General features: G+C 59.5%; 10 protein-coding genes. 7 read left to right on the top strand and 3 right to left on the bottom strand.

Translation table 11 applies throughout. From position 1 onward, the window contains the following. Positions 1 to 282: 282 nt before the first annotated feature. Positions 283 to 1,734: a pyruvate kinase gene (gene pyk / locus AC3I65_RS20795; protein WP_047227107.1), complete on the bottom strand. Its 1,452-nt coding sequence runs from the start codon at positions 1,732 to 1,734 to the stop codon at positions 283 to 285. Positions 1,735 to 2,089: 355 nt separating this feature from the next. Here pyk and AC3I65_RS20790 point away from each other — a divergent pair, with 355 nt between their 5' ends. The 3 genes from AC3I65_RS20790 to AC3I65_RS20780 all read left to right on the top strand — a co-directional run bounded on the left by AC3I65_RS20790 (position 2,090) and on the right by AC3I65_RS20780 (position 7,427). After that, a complete protein-coding gene (locus tag AC3I65_RS20790; RefSeq protein WP_047227106.1) occupies positions 2,090 to 2,464 on the top strand; it encodes a tetratricopeptide repeat protein in 375 nt (124 codons plus the stop codon). Between the two features lie 294 nt (positions 2,465 to 2,758). Then, positions 2,759 to 3,118, top strand: coding sequence for a PilZ domain-containing protein (locus tag AC3I65_RS20785; protein WP_047227105.1), 360 nt, complete (start codon positions 2,759 to 2,761; stop codon positions 3,116 to 3,118). 2,419 nt (positions 3,119 to 5,537) lie between these two features. Next, positions 5,538 to 7,427, top strand: a complete 1,890-nt coding sequence (locus tag AC3I65_RS20780) for a hypothetical protein (RefSeq protein ID WP_488524117.1) — start codon at positions 5,538 to 5,540, stop codon at positions 7,425 to 7,427. 52 nt (positions 7,428 to 7,479) lie between these two features. On the opposite strand, the gene AC3I65_RS20775 is transcribed toward AC3I65_RS20780, so the two are convergent. Together AC3I65_RS20775 and AC3I65_RS20770 are read right to left on the bottom strand one after the other, a co-directional pair. After that, positions 7,480 to 8,847 (bottom strand): Fic family protein, encoded by a 1,368-nt coding sequence (locus AC3I65_RS20775; protein ID WP_231990620.1) that lies wholly within the window; start codon positions 8,845 to 8,847, stop codon positions 7,480 to 7,482. Positions 8,848 to 8,972: 125 nt separating this feature from the next. Further along, on the bottom strand, positions 8,973 to 9,332 hold the full coding sequence (locus tag AC3I65_RS20770) for a DUF6124 family protein (protein ID WP_488524116.1): 360 nt from the start codon (positions 9,330 to 9,332) through the stop codon (positions 8,973 to 8,975). Positions 9,333 to 10,217: 885 nt separating this feature from the next. On the opposite strand from AC3I65_RS20770, the gene AC3I65_RS20765 reads away from it, so the two are divergent. The 4 genes from AC3I65_RS20765 (at position 10,218) to AC3I65_RS20750 (ending at position 25,181) form a co-directional block, all read left to right on the top strand. Then, a complete protein-coding gene (locus AC3I65_RS20765; RefSeq protein WP_488524115.1) occupies positions 10,218 to 12,593 on the top strand; it encodes a hypothetical protein in 2,376 nt (791 codons plus the stop codon). Positions 12,594 to 12,725: 132 nt separating this feature from the next. After that, complete coding sequence (locus AC3I65_RS20760) at positions 12,726 to 16,337, top strand: Tc toxin subunit A (RefSeq protein ID WP_488524114.1); 3,612 nt, start codon at positions 12,726 to 12,728, stop codon at positions 16,335 to 16,337. Further along, positions 16,334 to 20,419, top strand: coding sequence for a Tc toxin subunit A-related protein (locus tag AC3I65_RS20755; protein ID WP_488524113.1), 4,086 nt, complete (start codon positions 16,334 to 16,336; stop codon positions 20,417 to 20,419). Before AC3I65_RS20760 ends, AC3I65_RS20755 begins: the two co-directional genes overlap by 4 nt. Then, positions 20,412 to 25,181, top strand: coding sequence for an Ig-like domain-containing protein (locus tag AC3I65_RS20750; protein WP_488524112.1), 4,770 nt, complete (start codon positions 20,412 to 20,414; stop codon positions 25,179 to 25,181). Before AC3I65_RS20755 ends, AC3I65_RS20750 begins: the two co-directional genes overlap by 8 nt. Positions 25,182 to 25,196 lie beyond the last annotated feature (15 nt).

The following is a 25,196-nucleotide window of genomic DNA, read 5'->3' as shown; positions in this document are numbered from 1 at the left end:
AACACGTTATTCATGAACACCACAGATCCCCTGTGGGAGCGAGCTTGCTCGCGAAGGCGTCGGCACATTCAACGTTGGTGCAAGCTGACCCACCGCTATCGCGAGCAAGCCGCTCCCACATTGGGTTTGTGTTGAACACATTAGCCATGAACACCACAGATCCCCTGTGGGAGCGAGCTTGCTCGCGATAGCGTCAGCCCAGGCAACACCTTTTTCAGACGGCAAAAACCAAAAAGCCCCGCCATTCACATGGCGGGGCTTTTGTTTTCAGCAACCGGTCACTCAGACCATCGGGTCGCCAACGTGCAGGATTTTCATCCCGTTGGTGCCGCCGATGGTGTGGTAGCTGTCGCCCTTGGTCAGGATGACCCAGTCGCCGGTTTGCACTACGCCGCGCTTGACCAGTTCATCCACCGCCGCCTGGCTGACTTCGCCCGGTTGCAGGGCGGCCGGGTCGAATGGCACGGTGTAGACACCACGGAACATGGCCGCGCGAGCCTGGGTTTCGCGGTGCGGGGAGAACGCGTAGATCGGCACCGAGGAGCGGATGCGCGACATGATCAGCGGCGTGTAGCCACTTTCGGTCAGGGCGATGATCGCCTTCACGCCCGGGAAGTGGTTGGCGGTGTACATCGTCGCCAGGGCGATACTCTCGTCGCAGCGCTCGAAGGTCTTGCCGATCCGGTGGCTGGAGGTCTTGCTGGTGGGGTGCTTTTCAGCGCCGATGCAGATGCGTGCCATGGCCTGCACCGCTTCAAGCGGGTAGAGGCCGGCGGCGCTTTCGGCCGAGAGCATCACGGCGTCGGTGTAGTCGAGCACGGCGTTGGCTACGTCGGACACTTCGGCGCGGGTCGGCATCGGGTTCTGGATCATCGACTCCATCATCTGGGTCGCGACGATCACCGCTTTGTTGTGACGGCGTGCATGCAGAATGATCTTCTTCTGGATGCCCACCAGCTCCGCGTCACCGATTTCCACGCCCAGGTCGCCACGGGCCACCATCACGGCATCGGAAGCCTTGATCAGGCCGTCGAGGGTTTCGTCGTCGGCCACGGCTTCGGCGCGTTCGATCTTGGCCACCAGCCAGGCGGTGCCGCCGGCTTCGTCGCGCAGTTGACGGGCGTATTCCATGTCAGCAGCGTCGCGGGGGAAGGACACGGCCAGGTAGTCGACTTCCATTTCCGCGGCCAGCTTGATGTCGGCCTTGTCTTTTTCGGTCAGGGCCGGCGCCGTCAGGCCACCGCCACGACGGTTGATGCCTTTGTGGTCCGACAGCGGGCCGCCGATGGTCACGGTGCAGTTCAGTTCGGTGGCCGTGGCGGTGTCGACGCGCATCACCACGCGACCGTCGTCGAGCAGCAGCTCGTCGCCCACGCCGCAATCCTTGACCAGGTCCGGGTAGTCGATACCGACCACCTGCTGGTTGCCTTCGGTCAGCGGATGGCTGGTGGAGAAGGTGAAAGTGTCACCAATCTTCAACTCGATGCGCTTGTTGGCGAATTTGGCGATACGGATCTTCGGGCCTTGCAGGTCACCCAGCAGGGCGACAAAACGGCCATGCTTGGCAGCAAGGTCACGCACCAGCTTGGCACGAGCCTTGTGCTCGTCGGGGGTGCCGTGGGAGAAATTCAGACGGGCAACGTCCAGGCCAGCCAGAATCAGCTGTTCGAGAACTTCCGGCGAGTTACTGGCCGGGCCAAGGGTAGCGACGATTTTGGTGCGACGGACGGACATGCAAGACTCCTCAGGTTCAAGCGCCAGCGAAGGCTACTATGCTCTTTGGGTGTAGTCATTGTTCATATGCACTACTTTTTCGTTTCTTTTCGAAATGAACATTCCTGAAAATTTTTGCGCCTCTACGGCTTCACATTCCTTCTGTGGCGAGGGGATTTATCCCCGCTGGGCTGCGAAGCAGCCCCAAGATGGCAGATGCACATTAACCTGACACACCCAGGTGGCTGGCTTGGGGGCTGCTGCGCAGCCCAGCGGGGATAAATCCCCTCGCCACAAGAGCACTGCCAAGCTGCGTTTTCGGGTTGAAGATTTCCCCACCCAGGTCGATACAGAGCTCAAGACAGGAGAACCTCCCATGCGATTCGTGCTTTTTGTTGCCCTGGCCCTGAGCATCACGGGCTGCACCCGTTGGTCGATGAACCACCACATGAACCTGGCCTACAAGGCTTACGAGCGGGGCAATTGTGAGCAGGTGATGCTCGAGTTGTCCAAGGTCGACCGCGCCAGCCGTGCCCGGCGCTACATGCAGCCGGAAGTCTCGATGATGCGCGGCCAATGCCTGGAACGACAGAAGCTGTTTGTCGATGCGGCGCAAACCTACCAGTTCATCATGACCCAATACCCTAACAGCGAATACGCCTTCCGCGCCCGGGCCCGGCTGGAAACCTTGCAGAGCCTGGGTCATTACCCGCTCCGCAGCGCCCCGGTAATCCGCCCCACCGCGCTCTGATACCGTCCGTCAATATCATGGCCAGGGGCAATGCCTGGCCACCCCCACCTTGTACGATTGCACAGGATGAAACTATCGTCCCGGGGCTGGCTGTCGCCAAACCTTGAGCTATATTTTGTACAAGAAGTGATTAGAGCCAGGTCTCTAATTCAAGAGGCACCTGTGACCGGCAGAAGTAGAGCCAAGGCGCTTGCAAGCGTCTGGCACCGGGATCGGGGAGAGCGGGCCTGTTCGTGCCCGTTCCGAAGTATCGATAGCCCCTGGTAGAGGGGCGTTCAAAAAGCGATACAGGACATGTACAAAAAGAGGCGAATCGAGCGGCATCAGCTGCCGTATTTCCTGCGCGTGTTCAACGGTATGAACGACAAGCCCATCGGCTTTCTGGGCAACGTCTCTGAGGATGGCCTGATGCTGATCAGCCATTTGCCGCTGATGGTCGGCGCGGACTTTAATCTGCACCTCAAGATCCCTAGCGATGACGGACCGCAGATGGACATCGAATTGAAGGCCAGTTGCCTGTGGTGCCACGAAGATGTGACGCCGCAGCATTTCGACGCCGGTTTCAGCCTCAAGTGGGCGCCGCCGGAGTACGGGCAATTGGTGAGTGCGTTGCAGCAGTATTTCAGTTTTCATCCGTTGCCGGAGTCGGCTTGAAACCGCCTCTGCAGGAATCGGCCTGACTTTTGCGGGGTTGCCTCAATCCAACTTGTGGGAGCGGGCTTGTTCACGAAAACGGTGGATCAGCTTGCATCAATGCTGAATGTGCCGACTGACCCAGTGTGGGAGCGAGCCTGCTCGCGATGGCGACCTCAAGTACGCCATCGCGAGCAGGCTCGCTCCCACAGGTTCTTCATCGCATCTACGACATTATTCAGTCGGCTTAACCTTCAGCGTTGAACCTTCGTCTCGTTATCCAGCAACTTCTCCAGCAACAACACGCCCATCTCGCCCATCTGCCTCAAAGAACCGCGGGTGACCGTTTGTCCGGACTGTCAGGTATTACAGCTGTTCAATAAGCGAGGAGCCTTGTTCACTGCTCCTCAACCTCTCGGGTGATATGTGCGTTGTCAGTAAAATTGGAAGGTTTATTGTCCTTACTTGATTAGAGGAATGGGTCATGAGTAAGGGGGATGATAAGTCGGAAAGCGATCCTTGTTCCTCTCAAAGAGGGGTGATTTCTCCAGGTGGCGCTGTTGAAGCTTATAAAGAACAATCGATATGATGAGGCAGGTTTAGTTGTCTTGTCTTTCATCCCATTCGTGATTCTCAACCAATATAGGATTGAGGTTGACCTGCACTTGAAAGTCCCTTCGATGAGGGCCGGAACACAACATCCAATTAAAAGGCAAGCTGCCTGAGGTGTCACGAAGACGTAACGCCGCAGCATTTCGACGCCAGCTTCAGCGTGCATGGGGCGCCGCCGGAGTACGCGCAACTGAACAGGCGTGTTGCTGCAATGAAAGGAAACCCGACTGGATGACGTTTGTGCACATCACTTCATCACCGGGCGACTAAAGCCGGTCGCGGGTTGTCAGCGACGCGAATCAAGTTGCGGGGCAAGGCCGAGGCGCACAAGCCGGCGGATTCTGGCGGATCTGTAGTCCGTTGCGCGAGGAGGCGTAGTCAGTTGGGTGCTTCCCTACATCGAGGCGGCCACTGGTCGGGACTGTCAGGTATGACAGGTGTTTAAGCTGAGGAGCTGGCTTCTACTGCCCTGAATATCTTGTCAAGACCAGCCAATTGAAAGGTTAACCTGGAGCTAATCATGATCGACGATGACACCGACGATATTGATGGGCGCGACGCGGCAGAAATATCAGAAGGAACTAACAGAGTTAATGCCGATAAAACTTATGATGTGCGTAAGGTATCGGACGTTGTTTCTGCAGATGGTTTGGCTACAGAGCACACAGTGTTTATATATCCAATTGGTAGTGGGGTTGCTATCGCGAAGTTTAAGTTTGAGTACAAGTGGAGTTCCGATGGTGCATCATTTACCGTTGTGGGAAAACAGTATTTATCAAGGCCTAGTGGTTTGGCTAACTGTTATTTTAGTTTGAGGGTTGAGAGTAACGGTAACTGGATTCCAGCAAGTGAAGAAAATGCGCGTCAGGATGATACGTGGCATAGCTTTCCGTTTGTGCACACCGTAAGGAGTAATGCTAGCGAGGAGCTGATTAGTGTACGGGTTTTGTATTGGCAGGGTAATAATCGGATGGATATGAACAATTACTTTATAGCCTCTTACAGTCGTCAGAGCCCTTCGATAACGAGCCCTGTCCGTAACGATGACGTGCTACCCAATCTGGAGGTTTCAGGTACAGCTACTTCTGAAGCCTGGGTTGCGGTTTATGAAGGCCACACAGCTCGGCAATTGTCGGACTGGGTGGAATCCGGTTCTGCATGGCGAACAAGTTTGCGTGAACCGCTGACCCCAGGGATAAAAGTACTGACAGCCAGACAGCAACACCGTGGCGTGCTATCAGGCTGGGCCGACAATATATCTGTGACGGTACTGCCCAAGCCCTCCATCTCATCCCCTATTTCCGGATCGAACATAGAGCATCGCAGGCCGGAAATTTCTGGCTCTGGGGTACCGACCGCAGAGGTGCAACTTCACGTCAGCCATTCGGCGGATGAAATACCCCATCCAGTGTGCATCGTTGATTCGCAACGGCACTGGAGAACAACGCCGCATAACAATTTGCCGTTGGGGGCATTTGTGTTTACTGCCAGACAGACATCGGCTGGTATGCATTCTGACTGGGCAGACAATGTTTCTGTTGTGATTGAATTACCCGTACCTGTCATCACCGGCCCCGTAGCCCATTCGGTGCAAGACAGGACCTTTACCGTGACCGGCAACAATGGGCGTTCGGGTGCCATCGTTCAGGTATTCAGAGATCTGACCGACGATCCTAAATTGGGAGAGACCAACACGTTGACGGGGGCTAATTGGAGCTGTTCCGTTACAGCGCCTGTAGGGAATATATCGCTGGTAGCACTCCAACTAGTAGGCGGGACGCCCTCGAATCGAGGCGCACCCCGAGCCTTCAGAATCCGCCCTCCGGCATTGACCGACGTCACCGTCACCACGCCGACGGACACCTCGGTGAAGTTCGAAGGCAGCGGCTACACCGGTTCAACCGTCCAGATCACGGTTGTCAGCGGGCCCGATGCCCCTGCGCCAGGCCCTGTGCCGGTGAACGGAGGCAGCTGGAACACAACCGCAACAAATTGGCCATTTGGTTCTTACAGCGTGAAGGCTGTCCAGCGGTTTCCCGACGGTGACAATGGCTGGATTGACTCGCAGCCGTACACGTTCCCGGTCAACCTGAGACTTCCAGACCCGACCGATATCACCTACACACCGGTCTACCGGCCCGTGTTCTCGGGTAAAGGTTTCAACGGTGCGACGGTGAAGATTCTGAATCCCGACGACTCCCCAGCGGCCCCCGAAAGAACGGTGTCCGGCGGTGTGTGGTCGAGCCCCGCCTCAGCGGAGTGGGGGCCGACGTTCAAGCGCCAGATTAAAATCAGACAATTCAAGGATGGTCAGGAATCGCCAACCTGGCAGGAAATCGAGGTCACCATCCCACCGCTGGCACCGGTCATGAACGTGCCCGTGGAAAATGGTCTCTCGCCCAACCTCAGTGGCACCTGCTGGCCGGAGGCGGTGCTGACACTCACATTCAGTGACAGCGCCACCGAACACCCCGTCGAGAACAACAATGGCTCCTGGAGTTTCCGGCGCACCGAGCCGTTTGCCCCCGAGGTCACCCACACCGCGACCCTGATCCAGACCGCTGCCCAGCAACCTTCACCGCCTGCGCAAAGGACCTTCACGGTTGCCACACCCATGCGCAAACCGGTGATCACGTATCCCGCTCCCAGTGCCGAGGTCGGTCGCGTGCTGACCGTCCGTGGGCGTGACGGCATGGCCGAGGCGTCGATGCAAGTGCGTGACGCGCAATTTCAAACGGAGCTGGGCGAACCCAAGGTGCTGACCGCCGACGGCGAATGGTCCGTCGAGTTGCCCGTGCTGGAGTTTCGTCCCTACACCATCGACGCGCAACAGACCCTGCGTGGGGAGCCGTCCGAGCGCAGCGAAACCCTGAGGTTCGAGGTGGTGGTGTTGCCACCGGAGTTTGACGTGCCGCAGCCGGGCGGCAACCTGCCGCGCAGCATGACGTTGTCTGGCACAGGCATGCAGGGCGGGCGGGTTGATATCTGGCTCCAGGGCGCGAGTGAGCCGTTGATCGAAGATGTTTTTGTGGGCGCCGATGGCTGGAGCGCTGACGTGACCCTGCCGGTAGGCGAAACCACGATTGTGGCCCGGCAACGCTTCGAAGGTCGGCCCTCCAAGGACACTGCGCCGCTGACCTTCAACGTCGTGCCTGCTGCCCCGTTCATTGAAACCCCGGCCACCGACGAGCCCATCGGCCGGCGTGTGGTGGTGTCGGGTTTCGGTGTGCCGGGCGATACCGTGACGGTAAAACTGGGTGACGCCACGCATGCGGTGCTGGGCAGTAGCCCGGTGCTGGAGGATCGCACCTGGTCGGTGACGGTGGAGTTCGATCTACCCGGCGGCCTCTACGGCCTGATGGCCGTGGCGTCGAGCGAGGGTTTTGATTCCGCCGATTCGCCGGCGCGGTCGGTGGTGCTGGGCACCTATCAACCTTCCATCGACGTGCCCGTGACTGGAGGTTGGGTCGACAACCCGGTTCGCTTCGAAGGCGAGGGAAGACCGGGTGTTGGGCGAGTGGTGAGCTGGTTCAATCCGGATCAAGTCTGGGCTTCGGATCTCAACGTCGAAGCGGGTGGTTGGCAGGGAGGGGCATCGCAATCGCTGGCCGCTGGCGGCCACTGGTGCCGGTTCAGGCAGATCATCACCGACACGGCAGACGGCGCGACGGCCTCCGATTGGGTCGAGAGCGGGCGCTTTGAGGTTCGGCCTCATTAGTTGCCAGGCGGTCTCGTTATCCAGCAGCAACACATTGAGTCACCGCCACAACTCAACCCATTTGGAAATGCAGGTTCGCAAAGATCAATCCGGCGAAGCGTGCAGGCAGACCCACTTCTACCGTGCGGGATTTGGGGGTACTGCTGACCACTATCCCCGCTTCGATCAAGCGGCCCAGTTCTTCCGTTGCAAGCCGATCCTTCAAACCCGTGAACACCTTGAACTCTGCACGCGGCATCGCACCTTGGGTGAGAAGAGCCAACACCGCAGCTGCACTGGTGGGTCTGATACCGGCACGGCGAAGGTCGGGATCGGTTGAAAACACATGAACAACCTGCTCGCGCAGCCTGGCTGGGTTTAGCGACGTCGTCATGTATTCAATCTGGTCGTGGCAGACATCGAGCATGAACTCGATGAAGTTGAAGTAGTGACGCTGTGAGAGTTGTCCGCGCCCGTCATAGTCACCCTCGCGAGGGCGATCAGCCAAGGCCAGGAAGCGATAGTACTCATCTTGCCGGCGAGCCAGGCCACGAGACAGTGACCAGAGGAAAGGTTTTAGCCCAAGGTGAACAAGTTGCAGATGGGTGAGCATCCGAATCACTCGACCATTACCATCAAGGAAGGGGTGGACAAGCGCCACTCGGTGATGGGCTGCCAGGGCAGCGATCAATTGGCGCCGCGGATCCTTTATTCGTCCGTAATGCTGTTGCAGATGCTCAAGCATGGGCAATACAGCTGCGGCAGCTGGAGCGACATGTGCGCCAACCTGGACTTGCTCATTCTCTTCTGCCCGCAATCTGCCTGCTTCCATCATACGACCATCGCCTAAGGTCAGTTCCTCGATTGAAGCGTCCTTGAACAGCCGACGATGGATGGTCGCGATCAACTTGGGATCGAACATAGCGCAGAAGCTATCTGTTGGGCGCATTCGAAGCACCCGCTCCATCACCTCCTGCTGCGTCATGTGTTGCACGGCAAGCTCTTTGAGCTCCTTTCTTTCTCGTTTCGGTATTGTGCGCGCAGCCTGCAGGTCAGCGATCTCAGTTCGATGCCCTTCGATCAGATTCGAGTAGTAGGTATTGGTGATGCGCAACAGGCCCGCCAATTGCTTCGATGTCTCATCGGCGAGCCGTCCGGCAAGAAATTCTGCCTTACGCGGCAACTGATCGGCGGCCTGAATGATCGAGTCGGGCAGGTTTTCTGGCAGTACTGGGTCAAGGTACGTTTTCGAGATAATCATTTTTTTTGCTTCCAGAGAACACAAACGGCTATTTGTTTGGTGATTTCTGCGGAAATTTCTGCGGAAAATAAAACGGCTGATAGCGCCCGTATTTGCTTGGTTTAGTGATGTCGTACGATAGATGATTTCCGGTGCTTTTGCGGATTTTTGTGCGGAAACCCAAGATTGTTTAATCAGCACGTTCCCCAATTGGGACACTTGGAGCTGCCGAGTGCAACGAGGCTGCGATCTTTTTCCAGACGATTGAGTCCTGAACGAAAGATCGTCCGAACGCGGCCCGAGCCTTCGGCAGCTTCAGAGCTGCCTTAGCGCTGAACCTTCGTCTCGTTATCCAGCAACTTCTCCAGCAACAACACGCCCATCTCGCCCATCTGGTGAATCGCCAGGGCCAGGTTGCGTGGGGCGCCTTCCAGATCTTCCGATAAATCCAGAATCAGCGTGCTTACCGAGCAGAAGGTTTCGTAGGTGTGGGCGAGCATGCCTTCGGGGTCGGCGTCGGGGGCGACGATGAAGTAGTCGAGTGGTCGTTCGGGTTTGTCCGGTTTGTCCGCGTTGGGCTTGAGGTAGTGGTCCAGGGCTTTTTGCGCGGCTTTGTCGAGCTTTTTGGTGTCGAGGGTTTTGTGGGCAGGATCGGTTTTCGGTGGGTTAGGTGTTGCCTTGAACATGCTCGTAATCCTCTGAATGGGCTGCCACCGACTCGCGACTAAACGAAGGGTGGCGGCTGAACGCAGGTTAGTCGACCGGGAGGAAAACGAAAAAAACCGGCGCGCCCGAGGGCGCCCTGCGCACAGCCACCATTAAGTACGGGGATAGGGATACCCGACTGGATGACGCTTGTGCGTTTCGTATTACCTCCGGGCGACTAAACCCGATCGCTGGTTGTCAGCGACACGAATCAAATTACGGGGCAAGGCCAAGGCGCACAAGCCGGCGGATTCTGGCGGATCTGTAGTCCGTTGCGCAAGGCGCTGTAGTCACCCGAATTTTCCTGCACCGGGGCCCCCGCCACTCGTCGGTACTGTCAGAACTAACAGGTGTTTAGATTCGCGAGATGGATATTCAATGAGCCCATGACCGAACTAGTCATATCGCCAGCCTGTTAACCAGAAACTACGGAGTGCGTCATGGACACTGACGACGATACTGAAAACGACGAGTCTGGCGAAAACACACAGGACATGGAGACTCATGATCCTGCGTTTCAAATCTTGTCTCCGTCGGGTTATATCCCAGAATCAACATTTCTTGTTTCAGGTGTCGGCGCCAGACCCGGCATTGGCGTAATGATTCTGGATGCCAGCACGGCCGAGAGCCTGGGCGCGGGTTACGATGTCAATAGTGACGGTAGCTGGACGGTGCACGCCGCCATGCGAAACGAGTCGGACTTAAGGTACGTCGCCGCTCAAACTGCACATGGAATAACGCGGCCAAAGACCGTTGTCAGGCGTCCAACCACCCTCACCAAGCCCCAATCGGCCGGTTTTTTGAATCCCGCTCAGGTTGTTTTCGGAGGGGTTTGCTTTCCGGGTGAAACTCCGATTGATCCCGGCATGGGCATCAGAGTACTCGACGGCACAACTGAATTGGCTTCGATGACTGCCGTAGGGCCAGAGACAACATGGGAAGTCAGGCCATCGGTGCCATTGTCCAGTAAAACTTATACTGTGCGGGCCGAATACAAAGTGCAGAGCAGCCCGGTTCTCAGTTACACCAATTACTTATCTTTCGAAGTGATGGGGCCACCGGTCATCACCGCGTCCACCGCCATTCAAGAGATGGGTTTCACTGTATACGGAACACACGGGAGGCCGGACGCCAGCGTCGAAGTACGGCTCGATGTCATCGGTGATCCGGTCGGTCCTCCAGGCAGGGTAGAGGCGAACGGTTCCTGGAATGTCGACGTGCAAGTGCGGCCAGGGACGATTTCGTTGGTGGCGGAGCAAACCTATCAGACCATCCCGTCGGGACTGAGCACTGCCCAGGCGTTTAAAGTGCGCCCCCCCAAGTTGACCGACGTCACCGTCACCACGCCGACGGACACCTCGGTGAAGTTCGAAGGCAGCGGCTACACCGGTTCAACCGTCCAGATCACGGTCGTCAGCGGGCCCGATGCCCCTGCGCCGGGCCCTGTACCGGTGAATGGAGGCAGCTGGAACACAACCGCAACAAATTGGCCATTTGGTTCTTACAGCGTGAAGGCTGTCCAGCGGTTTCCCGACGGTGACAATGGCTGGATTGACTCGCAGCCGTACACGTTTGCGGTCAACCTGAGACTTCCAGACCCGGCCGATATCACCTACACACCGGTTTACCGGCCCGTGTTCTCGGGTAAAGGTTTCAACGGTGCGACGGTGAAGATTCTGAATCCCGACGACTCACCAGCGGCCCCCGAAAGGACGGTGTCCGGCGGTGTGTGGTCGAGCCCCGCCTCGGCGGAGTGGGGGCCGACGTTCAAGCGCAAGGTTAAAATCAGACAATTCAAGGATGGTCAGGAATCGCCAACCTGGCAGGAAATCGAGGTCACCATCCCACCGCTGGCACCGGTCATGAACGTGCCCGTGGAAAATGGTCTCTCGCCCAACCTCAGTGGCACCTGCTGGCCGGAGGCGGTGCTGACACTCACATTCAGTGACAGCGCCACCGAACACCCCGTCGAGAACAACAACGGCACCTGGAATTTCCGGCGCACCGAGCCGTTTGCCCCCGAGGTCACCCACACCGCGACCCTGATCCAGACCGCCGCCCAGCAACCCTCACCGCCTGCGCAAAGGACCTTCACGGTTGCCACACCCATGCGCAAACCGGTGATCACCTACCCCACCCCCAGTGCTGAGGTCGGTCGCGTGCTGACCGTCCGTGGGCGTGACGGCATGGCCGAGGCGTCGATGCAAGTGCGTGACGCGCAATTTCAAACGGAGCTGGGCGAACCCAAAGTGCTGACCGCCGACGGCGAATGGTCCGTCGAGTTGCCCGTGCTGGAGTTTCGTCCCTACACCATCGACGCGCAACAGACCCTGCGTGGGGAGCCGTCCGAGCGCAGTGAAACCCTGAGGTTCGAGGTGGTGGTGTTGCCACCGGAGTTTGACGTGCCGCAGCCGGGCGGCAACCTGCCGCGCAGCATGACGTTGTCTGGCAGGGGCATGCAGGGCGGGCGGGTTGATATCTGGCTCCAGGGCGCAAGTGAGCCGTTGATCGAAGATGTTTTTGTGGGCGCCGATGGCTGGAGTGCTGACGTGACCCTGCCGGTAGGCGAAACCACGATTGTGGCCCGGCAACGCTTCGAAGGTCGGCCCTCCAAGGACACTGCGCCGCTGACCTTCAACGTCGTGCCTGCTGCCCCGTTCATTGAAACCCCGGCCACCGACGAGCCCATCGGCCGGCGCGTGGTGGTGTCGGGTTTCGGTGTGCCGGGCGATACCGTGACGGTAAAACTGGGAGACGCCACGCATGCGGTGCTGGGCAGTAGCCCGGTTCTGGAGGATCGCACCTGGTCGGTGACGGTGGAGTTCGATCTACCCGGCGGCCTCTACGGCCTGATGGCCGTGGCGTCGAGCGAGGGTTTTGATTCCGCCGATTCGCCGGCGCGGTCGGTGGTGCTGGGCACCTATCAACCTTCCATCGACGTGCCCGTGACTGGAGGTTGGGTCGACAACCCGGTTCGCTTCGAAGGCGAGGGAAGACCGGGTGTTGGGCGAGTGGTGAGCTGGTTCAATCCGGATCAAGTCTGGGCTTCGGATCTCAACGTCGAAGCGGGTGGTTGGCAGGGAGGGGCATCGCAATCGCTGGCCGCTGGCGGCCACTGGTGCCGGTTCAGGCAGATCATCACCGACACGGCAGACGGCGCGACGGCCTCCGATTGGGTTGAGAGCGGGCGCTTTGAAGTCCAGCCGCCCAGCAGCCCTAACCAGGCGCCCAACTCCCGATAGACGGTCATGAAACCTGTCGGTTCTGACAGTAGACGGCTTGGGCTCGCAAGCGCCAAATCACGTTAAGCAAACGCTCGGCCTGACGGCTTCGTCGGGCCGCTTCGGGCCGTTATCGAATTCGAGGACTCGTCCATGGCTGACTCCCGCCCCGCTTTACAGCTGCTGAATCAGGTGTTCAGTGACCAACAACTCACCCACTACGCAACGCTGCACACGTACCTCGAAGAGGGCGGTTCGATCTTTACGCTGGTGGAAAAGGGCGTACAGGGATTGGTGAGAGACTTTGGCGTGAGCGCCGATGACGCTCGTCAGCTGTTACGGCGCCTCAACAGCATGGCCATTTACCTGCGGCGTCAGTTCATCGAGCACACCCTGTACGGTTCGGCAAAAGAGCAGCGGCGGGCAAGCAGTGGTTTGCTGTCGATGGTTCAAGGCCCCAGTTTCGAGCTCTTGTTCAATCCTCAGTTCGACAGCTTGTGCCCACCCCAGGCCCTGGAGTCTTTCGCATCACCCGTGGCGTATTTGATTGAGTTGATGCGGTGGATCGAGCAACGCATCGAAGCGGTTTCAAGCGACGCAAGCAAGTTGCCCTTGCATGACCGGCGCAAAGACCTGAAGCCGCTGAGCATCGATTTCAACGCAGTGCATCAATCGGTGTCGTCGGTGGACATCATCGTCCCGGTGCTGGAAAAGTTTATCGGTCTGCTTCCGGAGGAACTGGAACAGGCCATGATCGAGGCGCGTTATCCCAACGGGCTGCCGTACTTCCAACATTGGGTCACGGTGGACACCGTTGCCCGCCATCATGGCCTGTCGGTGGGCAGTTTTGCCCAAAGCGTGAGCCCGTCCTTTCCGTATTTTTTCCAGACCCAGGCCTGGTACAGCGATGTGGGCCCGGCCCTGGCCCATGCGTCGCGGCTGGGACCTTATCAGCGGCGGTTGCTCACCGAACCGCCCGTTGCCAGCGCGAACCGCACAGCTTTTTATTTGGAGAACTTCGGGGCTGGGGAGGGGGCGTGGGAAGACCTTGATCAGGTGCCTTTCTTCGGTGAGCGAACCAAGCTCGACACCCTGGGGCTTGAGGCGTTGTTGTCAGTACGGGGCTTTGCGCCTGCGCGTTCGGCCAATGTGACCTACCCGTCGCAAACGGTGCCTGAAGAACCGGAAAGCGGGCGCTCCGGTTCGGTTTATCTCAATGCCAATACCCACCCCGCTGTCCATATTACCGGTAGCGAAGAGGGCGATTCGTTTAGTCATGAACTCTCCGTGAGCCCAGGCGACGCCGTGGGGCTTGCGCGTTTCGACCGGATGAATCGCAAGTTGCGCCTGGATCAATGGCTGGCACTGCCCAGCGAACAGGTGGATGCGCTGCTGGTGGCGGCCATCAAGGCTGAAGTGCGCGGTGGTGCGCCGGCCGATAATTGGTGGATCACCGAACAGGTCGTGCATGCCCTCGGGCTGTTTCAGTCGTTGCGCGAGCGCTGTGAATGCCCGGTGAACGACTTTGCCGTGTTTATCGACGAGTTGTCGATTTACGGTCGCGGTGAAGCACTGTCCCAATTCGATCAGCTCTTCAATGGCCAGGGCGATTACCGTGACCCCTTGAAGCTCGACGGCGGAACGTTTCCGATCGTGCCGGCACCTGAGGTGCCCGACCTGACCGTCAGCCAATTGTGCAGCGCGTTGGGCATCGACCTGCAGACCTACAACTACCTGGCCCTGGCGATTGCCAATGCCCATGGCATCGACGGCGACAGTCTGCCGCGTAACCTGGCGATCGTGTCCAGTTTCTACCGCATGGTGAAGCTGCCCCGGCTGTTGGGCATTACCCCGGTCGAAGGCGTGTTGTTGCTGACGGTGTTGGGTGGGGAGCTTTGGCTCGACGGTTTGGCGGGTGTGCCCCGGATCAACTCCACCACAAGCGATAGCCCGGATGTGCTGAACCTCATCCAGGCCATGCAATTGTGTGTGGACTGGTGTGCCGATCACGACCTGCCGGTGCTTTGGATGGTGCAGCAGGTCTCGCCGCCTTCTGCGCTGGACGCTTCCCGGGACGCTGAGGGTCGGCTTTTTGAGCAGTTGCTCAACCTGTTGCCCGGCGCAATGCTCACCCACTCGGCGATCCTGATGGGCGGTGTGCCGGCGATGGCGGGCGCCAGTTGGCTGGAGCTGCTGGGGATGCAAACGACATTGGTCGAGTCCGATGGGCTGGTGATGTCGCGCACGGGAACCGAGGCTCAATACCTGGACTTTGCGCGAAGAGAGCTTGATTACGCCGTGACCATCGGCCTCGGTGAACAATATGAACTGGAGCGCCCCGCCATCGTCGAGAGGCTGCTCGCGGTGGTGTTGGAGGCCAGGGACGCCCAGGTCTCGGTGGTCAAGGAATGCCTGGCTGTTTACACGGGTATCGGTTCCGAGCAAGCGCTCGAGGTGCTGGCGTGGGCCAATTCAACGGTGAGCCGGTTGCTGCGCCTGGTGCTCGAACGTGACCTTTCGCATCTTGAAGGCTCGGTGAAGCGACGCAACGCCTTGGCTGACCCATTGCTTGCGCTGCTGGCCGATGTGCGCCGTCGCAGTGCGGTGGTGGCGAAACTTGAGCTGAGCGCCGAGGTGTTGCGCGATTATCTGGATTACGGCCATAAAGCCTGGCTGGATCAGGACGACAAGCACGCGTTCACGGTGCGCACGCTTTATTACCTGACCACCCTCAACCGTGCGTTCGAGCTGAGCGACCAGCCGGCGCAGACGCTGCTCGACTACCTGCGCGAGGTCAATGCGCTGCCTTCTCCGATAGGGGGGCAAGCACTGCGTCTGGCCGAACAAGCGGCGTCCATCCGGCTGGCCAGTTTTTTTGACTGGAGTGTGCAGGAGGTGCGCGAGTGCGTCAGCCGCTTCCAATCTGCGCAAAAAATCCTGAAAAACCTGCCCCAGCTCGATCTGTTGATGCGGGTCAGGGTGCTGGCGGCGCGCACCAGCATGGATGCCTTGACGATTTTCCTGATGGGCGGGCTGCCAGAAGAGATCAACAAACCTGCCTACAAGGCCGCCGCCGAACATGCCTTGCTGAGCCTGTCCGAATCCGATAGGCCGTTGGTGACCTTCACCGGGGATCTGAAGCAGCTCGTTACTGTGACGTGCAATCCGGACAAGTCCACGGTGGTGGCTGGGACTGATGAAACAATCACCTTCACCGTCACCCTTATGGACAGCGACGGGAACCCGTTGAGCGGCGTCAACGTTTACTGGAGCGCTGAACTGGGGACCGTTGAAACCAAGGCTACGGAAACCGACGGCGTGGTTAAGGCCGAATACAAACCGGGCAAGGTGACGGGGTGGGACACGCCGCAATTCTGGCTCGATCTGTTTGAGCGCGAGTATGCCCCGACCGTCGAGGTCACTATCGATGCTGAACACATAGTCATCCCACTACGGTCCATGTCACCGGTACCTCTGGAAGCGGTACCTGCCGGTCAGGAAGTCGAACTCTACGCCACCATCAAGGACATCCATAGAAACATTGCGAAAAACCATCTGACGCGCTGGTTAAGCAGGGACATGGACGACGGGGGAGGCACGGTGGTTTATCGACCGGATCAGAGCTACACCAACCAGGAGGGCGTGGCCCGAACATTTGTTTCCAGCCCTACTGGCGGAAAGATCCAGATCAGCGTTGCCCCTGAAGGTGGCGTGTTAGCTGATTTCCCGCCCATCATCTTTGAACGCGAGGAGCAAGTACCATGACTCTGAATACGTTGAGTGACTTGCTCGAAAAACGCCGGACCGCCCTGATCGAATACAGCCTCGGGCACGTTGAAAAAAGTGGTGAGAATCCTCCGTACAACTTCCTGCGGACCCCGGCGGACTTGTTCGAACTGCTGCGCCTGGATCCCCTGGACAGTTACCCGGTGCAAAGCTCCTGGGTCGCCGAAGCGACCAGTTGCGCCCAGCAGTTCATCCACGCCGCCTACCGCAAACTGGAACCCGGCTATGCCGACACCGAGTTCGACAAGCGGGACCTGGCCACCTGGGAGCTCTACAACAACTACCCGGATTGGTCGGCGCTGCAAATGATCGCGCTGTACCCGGAAAACTTCATCAACCCCTTCGTGCGGCAGCGCAAGACCAGCCTGTTCAAGACCCTTGAAAACAACCTCAACCAGGCACACTTGAACAGCGATTCGGTGCAGGTTGCCTTGCAGGAGTACCTGCAAACCTTCGAGCAAACCTGCAACCTGGACGTGCTCAGCAGCTACATGGACAGCGTCTCGCCGGCCCGGGCCGACTACTACTTTGTCGGTCGCCAGCGGGTGCCGCCTTACCAATACTTCTGGCGCAAGGCCGAGGTCGAGCTCTCTCCCACTTGCCCGGCCATCAACCCGGCGGCCTGGAGTGAATGGCTGCCGGTGGACACGCCCACGGGCGTGACGATACTGGATATCCGCCCGGTGTTCTGGAGCGGAAGGCTGTGCCTGGTGTGGGCCGAATGGCAGTACAAGGTCGAAAGCGTGGACGAGGACGACGTAAGCCTGCCGCACCAGCTGGACATCAAAGTGGCGTTCATGGCCCAGAATGGCCGATGGTCGGCACCGCTGAGCCTGCACAGCAGCGTGCATGACGACGACCTTTCCCAAGGCGCCCGGTTGATTGCGACGGTGTGGGCCGACCCCTACAACCCCAAGGGCAAGCTGGGCGTTTTTTTGACCAACGCTGAGGACTCCCTCAAGGTGTTTGCGGTGCGTGACGTGTTGTTCCGCCCCGTGGCCTGGGACGATGGCGGCTGGCTGGAACACGCGGCGCTCAAGCGATTTGTCACGGCTGAGACGGTGCAACATCCGCTGATGAATCAGCCGACCATGGTCACCTCCGTGGAGAGGACGGGCAGTTTGACACCGTACCTGAGCCTGCAGGCGGTGGTGTTTCGCGACGCCAGCACCGACATGGACAAGCTGTTTGTGCAGGGCTATTGCAGGCCAACGGGTTTGACCGGAGAGGCCACCTTTGACCTGACGTTGCAAAATTCGGCCGACGACCCTCCACCCATTTCGGGAAGTTTTCCCTTGGCCGGTGGCTGGAGTACCGAATGGCAGGAGTTTCAGCGTGAGAGTGGCTCATGGCCGGAGCCAACAACGTTTTCGTTCGGGCATACCGCAACCACGGGTGGATATGGCCGAAATAAATTCGAACTGACCATCATCAACGTCACGAAGTTTGCCCCTGTCTCACTGCTCAAGAACAGCCTCGATGCAGCGCAGTTTCTCTCCCTCAACCAACTCGAGCTAACCCTTAAGTACGCCCGCCTGAATTCGCTGTTCGGCCCCGAGCTGGTGCAGCGCTCGAATATCTCCGTCGAGGCGGTGCTGGATTGGGACACACAGTTTCTGCCGGAGCCGCCCCCGGAAAGCCAAACGATCAGCGAGCCGAACGGAGCCTTCGACGGCGCTAACGGTCTGTTTTTCTGGGAGCTGTTTTTCCACCTGCCGCATCTGGTGGCCACACGTTTGCGCACCGAGGACCGCTTCCTGGAAGCGCAGAAATGGTTGCATTACCTGTTCGACCCGCAAGCGCCGGCCGACCCGGCCAACGACCCTCAGTACCCGAATCCAAAACCGAAGTATTGGCGCTGCCGCCCTTTGAATAGCAACGGCAACCTGGGCTGTGAAACCCAGGCGCCCACCGACCCTGACGCCATCGGCTATTCGGCGCCCCGGCACTTTCAGATTCTGGTGTTCTCGGAGTACGTCAAGAACTTGCTGGCCTGGGGCGACTGGTATTACCGCCAGCTCACCCGTGACAGCTTGGTGGCGGCCAAGCTGTGTTACGTGCAGGCCGAATTTCTGATGGGCAAGGCACCGGCGGTGCGCACGGTCAACCGCTGGGAAACCGACACGGTAGACAGCTTGATGAACAAAAGCAGGTCGCGACCGGCACTTGAGCAGTTCGAGCAAAGCCTGGCGTTCAGCCTCGCGGATTTCCCCGCGGCCGCCGAAGCGCCGCCGCTGCTGGGGCTGTTGGCCAACGAGCCTTTCAAGGCTCCGATCAATGAGCAGTTGCTCGCGCTGTACGACTTGCCCGGCCAGCGCCTGCATAACCTGCGCAACAACCTCACCCTGGACGGCAAGCCACTGGACACACCGCTGTTCAGCCCACCCACCGATCCCAACGCGTTGTTGCGCGAACTGGCGGCCGGTGGTGTCGGTGCGCCAAGGCCCATGGGCGGTCGGTTGGTGGTGGGGGCTTTCCGCTGGCGCACGACATTCGAGGTGGCATTGCGCGCCGTGCAGGCGCTCCAGGATCACGGCGCCCAGGTGCTGCGTCTGCTTGAACAACGGGACCAGGCCGAGCAGCAGGAACTGCAACAGAACCATCTGGTGGAACTGGGCAGCTACGCCCAGACGGTGCAGGAACAGAACATCACTCAGCTCCAGGCGAGCAGGACTGCGCTGCAGCAAAGCCGGGCGGTGGCAGAGGAACGGGCAACCGCTTATGAGCATCTCTACAACGAAAACGTGTCGAAGGTCGAATACGAGGTCATGGAGAGCTTGCAGCTTTCCAAAATCCTGGCATTGACCTCGGCAAGCATCAAACCCGCGGGCGCCGTGATTGCCTCGATGCCCAATATTTTTGGTTTGGCCGCCGGTGGGCATCGTCTCGAGAAAATAGCCGACGCGGTTTGTTTCGGTCTGGATGTTGCTTCGTCGGTGTTGCAAATGGACGCGGACAAACAGGCCACCACCGAAAGTTACCGGCGTCGCCGTGAAGAATGGCTACTGCAACGTAATCAGGCGCAGGCGGAGGTGCGTGCGCTCGATGCGCAAATCACCGCTCAGACCCACGCGGTGAGCGCCGCTCAAACCACGCTGGATCAAACCCTGCTGGCCAACAACCAGGCCTTGACGGTGTACAACTTCATCAAAAAGCGCGCGTCCAATGCCGAGCTGTATGGCTGGCTGCTGGGTCAGTTCAAGGCGTTGCATTACCAGGCCTACGATGCCGTCGTCAGTCTGTGCCTCAGCGCCCAGGCCTCGCTGAGTGCCGAAACCGGTGACTATGATTCGCAGATCCCCTTGCCCCAGGTCTGGCTGGACAACCGTCACGGTCTGACGGCAGGCGAACACCTGCGCGGGCATTTGATGCGCATGGAGCGCGAGTACCTGCAACGCTTTGAACGGCGGTTGGAGCTGGTCAAAACGATTTCCTTGCGCCAGTTGTTCGATGATGCGAGCGACCCGCAGGCCCCCAACAGCAGTTGGGCGAGCGCCCTGGATCAGTTGCGCACCAAGGGAACGCTGGAGTTCAAACTCTCTCAATTGCTGTTCGACCGCGACCACCCGGGGCATTACTGCCGGCAAATCAGCTCGGTCGAGGTCGACCTGCCTGTGCTGATCGGGCCCTATGAACATGTACGTGCCACCTTGCTGCAGATCAGCAGCATGACGGCTACCAAGGCATCCCTTCCAGCGGTGAAGTACTTGCATGATCCCGTGGGTAACGTGGCGCCTTCCGATGTGCAGATCAACCTGCGCAGCGGTCAGCAGATCGCCTTGTCGATGGGGCTTGGCGACCACGGCATGGTGGCGATGAAACCCGATGACAGCATGCTCAACCCGTTCGAAAACACCGGGGTGGTTTCACGCTGGCTGTTGAGTTTTCCAAGGGCGGTCCAGGAGCCGCAGAAGAGCACGCTGCTGTCGTTGACGGACATCATCGTGCGCATCCGTTACATGGCCAGGGCCGGCGAGCCACCGTTCGTGCGAGCCGTCGAAGATCAGATCAGCCTGACTCCCCCCTACTCAACCGCCGAAGGAGCAGCTCGCCATGAATAAGCCGATTATCCTGGCCAATGAAAATCTGGTGCTCAATGGCGACTTCGAAAACTGGATCGAGCACTGGACACGGGGACCGATTCCGGGCGACCTGGGCACTGGGAAGGAGTGGTATGAGGGGGAGGAGGAGTTCGTTAGTTTTCTGACCATCGGCGATGAGGCTTCGGTCAGTCAGGCGCTGACGGCGCCCAAGGATCCAGGCGCTCCAGCGCGCTACGTCCTCACCTTTCTGTGCGAGACGAGGCATACCGAACCGGGCAGGCTGGTCATTAGCAGCGATAAACATCCGCAGGAGCAGGAAATCCTGTTGCCGCGAGGAGCAGCCCAGGATGTGGAGGAGGATCAGGCACGGCTGAGGGACGGTCAGCCGCTGGATTACAGACCTATTGCCTACAACGTACCCTTGGACCTGCCGTTCAACGCTCAAGACACCCTCACGCTGAATATTCAAAGCCCGCGAAACGCCCCCGAGGACGACATCGGGGCCATCCGCATTACGCGCATCAACCTCCAGGTGTACCTTGAGCCAGTGCTGATGCAAGCGTTCAAGCTTGACGAGCAGACACTGCCGGCAACCGGGCCTTTGTACGTGTGCCTGGGGGCCTCGGGTGACTTGGCTCATCAGCTTGAATTCAGGCCCGATCCGGACAATGCATGGGCCGGCACCCAAGCCGCGTTGACCAGCGATGACAACCCCCAGGGTGCGGTGCTCGCGACCCCGGCCTGGGGTGTGGATCACCCGTTGGATTCGGCCTGGGCCCTGGACTGCCCGGCGATCGGTGAAGACGGTCCCTATCTGTTTTCGATGGACCTGGTTAACCAGTACGCCGCCGATGCTTATCCGGTGCAGGTGTCCCTGGGGCATCATCGGCTGGCCTTTCGTGGCGTGCTCGAGGCGGCGTATTACCCGGTGCTTGAATACGACCAAAGTGTGCGTTTGGGGGTGCAGGTCACTTCCTATTACACCGGGCAACCCTTGAGCGACCGCACCGTGAACTGGACCTCCACGACCGGGCAGGTCACCGGCGTTGCCGTCAGCCGAACTGACGGCTGGGCCTACTTCGATTTTCAACCGACGCAGGCCGGTGATGTCGAGATCCAGGCGTCGGTCGAGAGCCTGTACTACGCCTCTGGCACGCTGACTCAAACCCTGACGGTGCGGGTGCTGGCCACGGATCCGTGGAAGGATGTGCTGACGGTGGTCGAGGGGGTTGAGTCGCGTTGGGAGGAAAAAACCGGTTACCCCAACCGCGGCTCGGAGTATCCCCTCGACGTGAAACTGCCCGCCGCCAGCCCCTTGCAGGGGACGCAGCTGTCGTTGCATTGGAGTGGTGATTCCCACGAGCAACTGGGGGTGGCCGTCAGCCCGGCCCTTGAAGCTCCGGTGCCGGTCACCGGCGCCGAACTGGCCTGGACCTTGACCAGCGAAGATCGGTCTGACGGTCGGTTCGACCTGCAACTGACCTGTTCGAAACTGTTGCTGCCTTCACCGAAAAAAAACATGTCGCTGGCGCGCAATCTGGTTCGGGTGGGTGAAGTCCGAGAGGCCAACAAGTTTCCCGTGGTGGACGAAAACGAAAGCGTGCTGTTGCGGGTGCAGGTGGTGCACTTCGTGGCCAGCGGCGACGGCGATCCGGTCATCAATGCCCAGGTCGAATGGAAAACCGGGGGCGAGACGCTATCCACCGTTACCACCGGCATCGGCGGTTGGGCCAGTGTGTTGTACACGCCGCAGAGTGCGGGGGACAAAGTGGTCATCGCCAGTATCAAGGCCCATGGCGAGGCCGTGGCGGTGGAGCGCCCGTTTGAGGTGAAGGCGATTGCCACCAGCCCCTGGAAAAACGAGGTCAGTATTCTGCTCGATGGCGAGGTGGTCGAGCGCAATGCGCTCGGTGTGCTCTGCTGGCGCGGGCAGACGCACACACTCAAAGTGCTGCCCAATTCCGGCAGCTCATGGATCGGTAAGAACATCAGTCTGCATTGGCGCGGGACGGCGCCGGATATCGGGCTGGTGCCCAGTGACCTTGGAACGCCCAAAGCGCTGGTGGCAGCCGGTACGGAGTGGAATCTCGCCTCACAAGCGAATACGAGCACCAGCAGCCTGTTTGAGCTGGAGTTGCGCCTGGAGAGCGTTTCAGTCGTTCGCGAGCTGACGGGGCGATTGATGTCCGAGAATCTGACGGAAGAAGTCAGCCTGAGACTCGACCAGATAACCGCCGCACTGGACGCCCAGGCGCTTTATCCGTGTCTGGGCGCGCTTCATCGTTTTAGCGTTTTACCCAATGCGCTGAGCCCGCTGGTGGGGTTGGAATCAACGTTGGCGTGGTCGGGGGCACCCGCCGAGGAACTGGGGGCAACGGTGCGCCCTGCGTTGAATCTTGCGCAACCGATCAACGACGGCGGCGCGATCTGGACGCTGGACTTTACCGCCAGTGAACAACCGGGCGAGTTTGCCCTGGCGTGGGCAGTGCCTGCGCTGGACTTCGTCGCCACGGCCAAGCCGATGACGCTGGCCCATAACAAAGTCAGGATCCAGGGCTGGCGCGAATCGCCGGTCGACCCAGTGGTCGGGCAGGATCCTGCGTGGCTGTGGGTCCAGGTGGTTTCCCACTTCACCGGGCGTGCCGTGGAGCAGGTGCCGGTGACCTGGACAGCGGGCAGTTCAAGCGCGCAACCCACCGACGCCGATGGTTGGTCGGGTTTTGCCGTGGCGCCGGCCGCCGCCGGCACCCAGGCGGTGAAGGCCTCGGTCAGCAGTCGTTACGACGGCTACGAAGAGGAGCGCAACTTTGAGGTCATGGCGCTGGCAAGCGATCCGTGGGCGGGGCTGACGGTCCGGTTTGATGGCGCGCCCGCGCGACCCTGGGGTGAAAAAACCTACTTTCCGCGCCGCAAGGGCGAACATGTTTTTGAGCTGATGGCCTCCGAGAACAGCCCTTTGTTCGAGCGTGAGCTGACGCTTGGCATGACCGGAACCGGGCCCACCGAACTGGGCATCAGCTTTTTACCTGACCCCTTGGGAATGCCTCGCGAGTTTCCCAGCGAGGGCTTGCGTTTCACGCTCAAGGCCGGCGATCTGAAGGACGGCAGCTTTGCCTTGCGCCTGGCGTCCCAGCGTCTGGCCAGCCTGTCCCCGGCGAACGCGATGTCGTTGGGCGAGGGCGAGCAAGTGCTGGAGATCCGCTGGGATAGCGGGGTTCAGCAAATACTGGAGTGGGAGCAGGAACTGGTCGAACAGGTCACCGTGATCTCCTCCATCAGTGGCAGGCCGATTGCCGGGGTGATCGTGACCTGGCGCGGTGATGACCTGGGGGAAGTGACCACCGTGACCGATTATTACGGGGTGGCGCGCGTGCGTTATGTGCCCACCACGCCCGGCGCGGCACAGTTGACTGCGACGGTGGGGGAAGGGCCGTACGCGGCATCGGTGGCGCTGTCGTACTTCTTGCACCAGCCCCGGGAAATCCAGTCGCTCACCAGCGACCAAGCCAATGGTCATATCGGCGAGCTGGTTTCAGCGCTCGTGACCGTGGTGTCGGCCATGACCGGCGAGCCCTTGGAAGACGTCGAGGTGCGGTGGGAGTACCCCCACATCACGATTGCGCCGACCCGGACAAATGCCGACGGGCAAGCCCCGGTGCAGTTCAGGTTGCCTGGCGTGCGGAAGGGGGTGCTATACGCCATTGTCACGGGGGGCTATGCGGGATGGGAGGTGGCAGGTCTGACCTTTGAGCTGCTGCCCAATGACATGACCTGGCTTCAGGAATTCAACCCCTACATCAATGGCCAACCCGTAAGGTGGCCTGACGTGGAACTGAATCTGGTCCCCGGAGAGGTTTGCACGCTGACGCTGGATTATGAGTACAGCTGGTTGATCGGCGATCCTGATGCGCAAGTCCTTCTGGAATATAAGCCGGGCGAACAAGCACAGGGTTTGATATTCGATCCGCCGTTGGGGCAGTTGGTGGCGATGGAGGCGGGGAGTACTGCGTTGAGCTGGTCTATCTCCACCCAGGAGACCCAGATTGACCCGTTTGTACTGCAATTCGATATGCCGCTGATGAGCGGGATGCCGAAGTCTCCGCCATTGCCGGGAGGGTCTGTCAGACCTGATTACGAAGTGGTGGAGCTGAGTGTTCCTCAGGTCGGTATTCTTTTTAACGAATCCACGAAGGCGCAGGTGTTGGTGCGTCACCGAATCGACAAAACTCCTCAGGCCGGCGTAGACGTGACGTGGGATTTCACGGGGCACCCAACCGTTGTTACCCAGACTGACGCTACCGGTGTGGCCTATTGCGATATTCAGGGCGAACACCACACCGAAACCGGCATTGCCAGGCTGACGGCTTCTGTTTGGAGTCGACCGGGTGATGCTGGAAGCACGTTTATCGAGGTGTGGTTGTTTGATGTAAGCAATGCGCTGCTTCGTGGAACTGAAGTGAGGATCGATGGCTTGCCTTATGTGTGGGCGATAACGTATCCCTACAGATTTGTCAAAAGCGAAGCGACCATCAGCGTGAAGTTTCGCGAGGAGGATGTAGGGCGTGATTGTGCGATCGCCTGTACGCACCCTGGCGTGGTATTCACGCCACCGGCCAATGAGTTGCGACCTGTTCCTGTTACATCCCAGCTTGAATGGAATATCAAGGTCGAGCTGCCGCTGAATACCCGATTTGCTTTCTCCGTGTATTGCCTGGGTGTCACTGGCTCTGCCGGCGGTCATTTTCTCTTCGTACCCGGTTCAGTTGAAGGGCAGCGCTAGCGTGGGCTGGGAGGT

The organism is Pseudomonas sp. N-1-13 (genome assembly GCF_057787095.1).
Note: the sequence above shows the minus strand (reverse complement) of the source record. Positions and strands in the feature narration are given on the sequence as shown.

Excerpts from the sequence above, each read along its gene's own strand:
- AC3I65_RS20785 (WP_047227105.1), top strand. The coding sequence starts at position 2,759 with ATGTACAAAAAGAGGCGAATCGAGCGGCATCAGCTGCCGTATTTCCTG.
- AC3I65_RS20765 (WP_488524115.1), top strand. The coding sequence starts at position 10,218 with ATGGGCATCAGAGTACTCGACGGCACAACTGAATTGGCTTCGATGACT.
- AC3I65_RS20750 (WP_488524112.1), top strand. The coding sequence starts at position 20,412 with ATGAATAAGCCGATTATCCTGGCCAATGAAAATCTGGTGCTCAATGGC.
- AC3I65_RS20770 (WP_488524116.1), bottom strand. The coding sequence starts at position 9,332 with ATGTTCAAGGCAACACCTAACCCACCGAAAACCGATCCTGCCCACAAA.
- AC3I65_RS20760 (WP_488524114.1), top strand. The coding sequence starts at position 12,726 with ATGGCTGACTCCCGCCCCGCTTTACAGCTGCTGAATCAGGTGTTCAGT.
- pyk (WP_047227107.1), bottom strand. The coding sequence starts at position 1,734 with ATGTCCGTCCGTCGCACCAAAATCGTCGCTACCCTTGGCCCGGCCAGT.
- AC3I65_RS20755 (WP_488524113.1), top strand. The coding sequence starts at position 16,334 with ATGACTCTGAATACGTTGAGTGACTTGCTCGAAAAACGCCGGACCGCC.
- AC3I65_RS20790 (WP_047227106.1), top strand. The coding sequence starts at position 2,090 with ATGCGATTCGTGCTTTTTGTTGCCCTGGCCCTGAGCATCACGGGCTGC.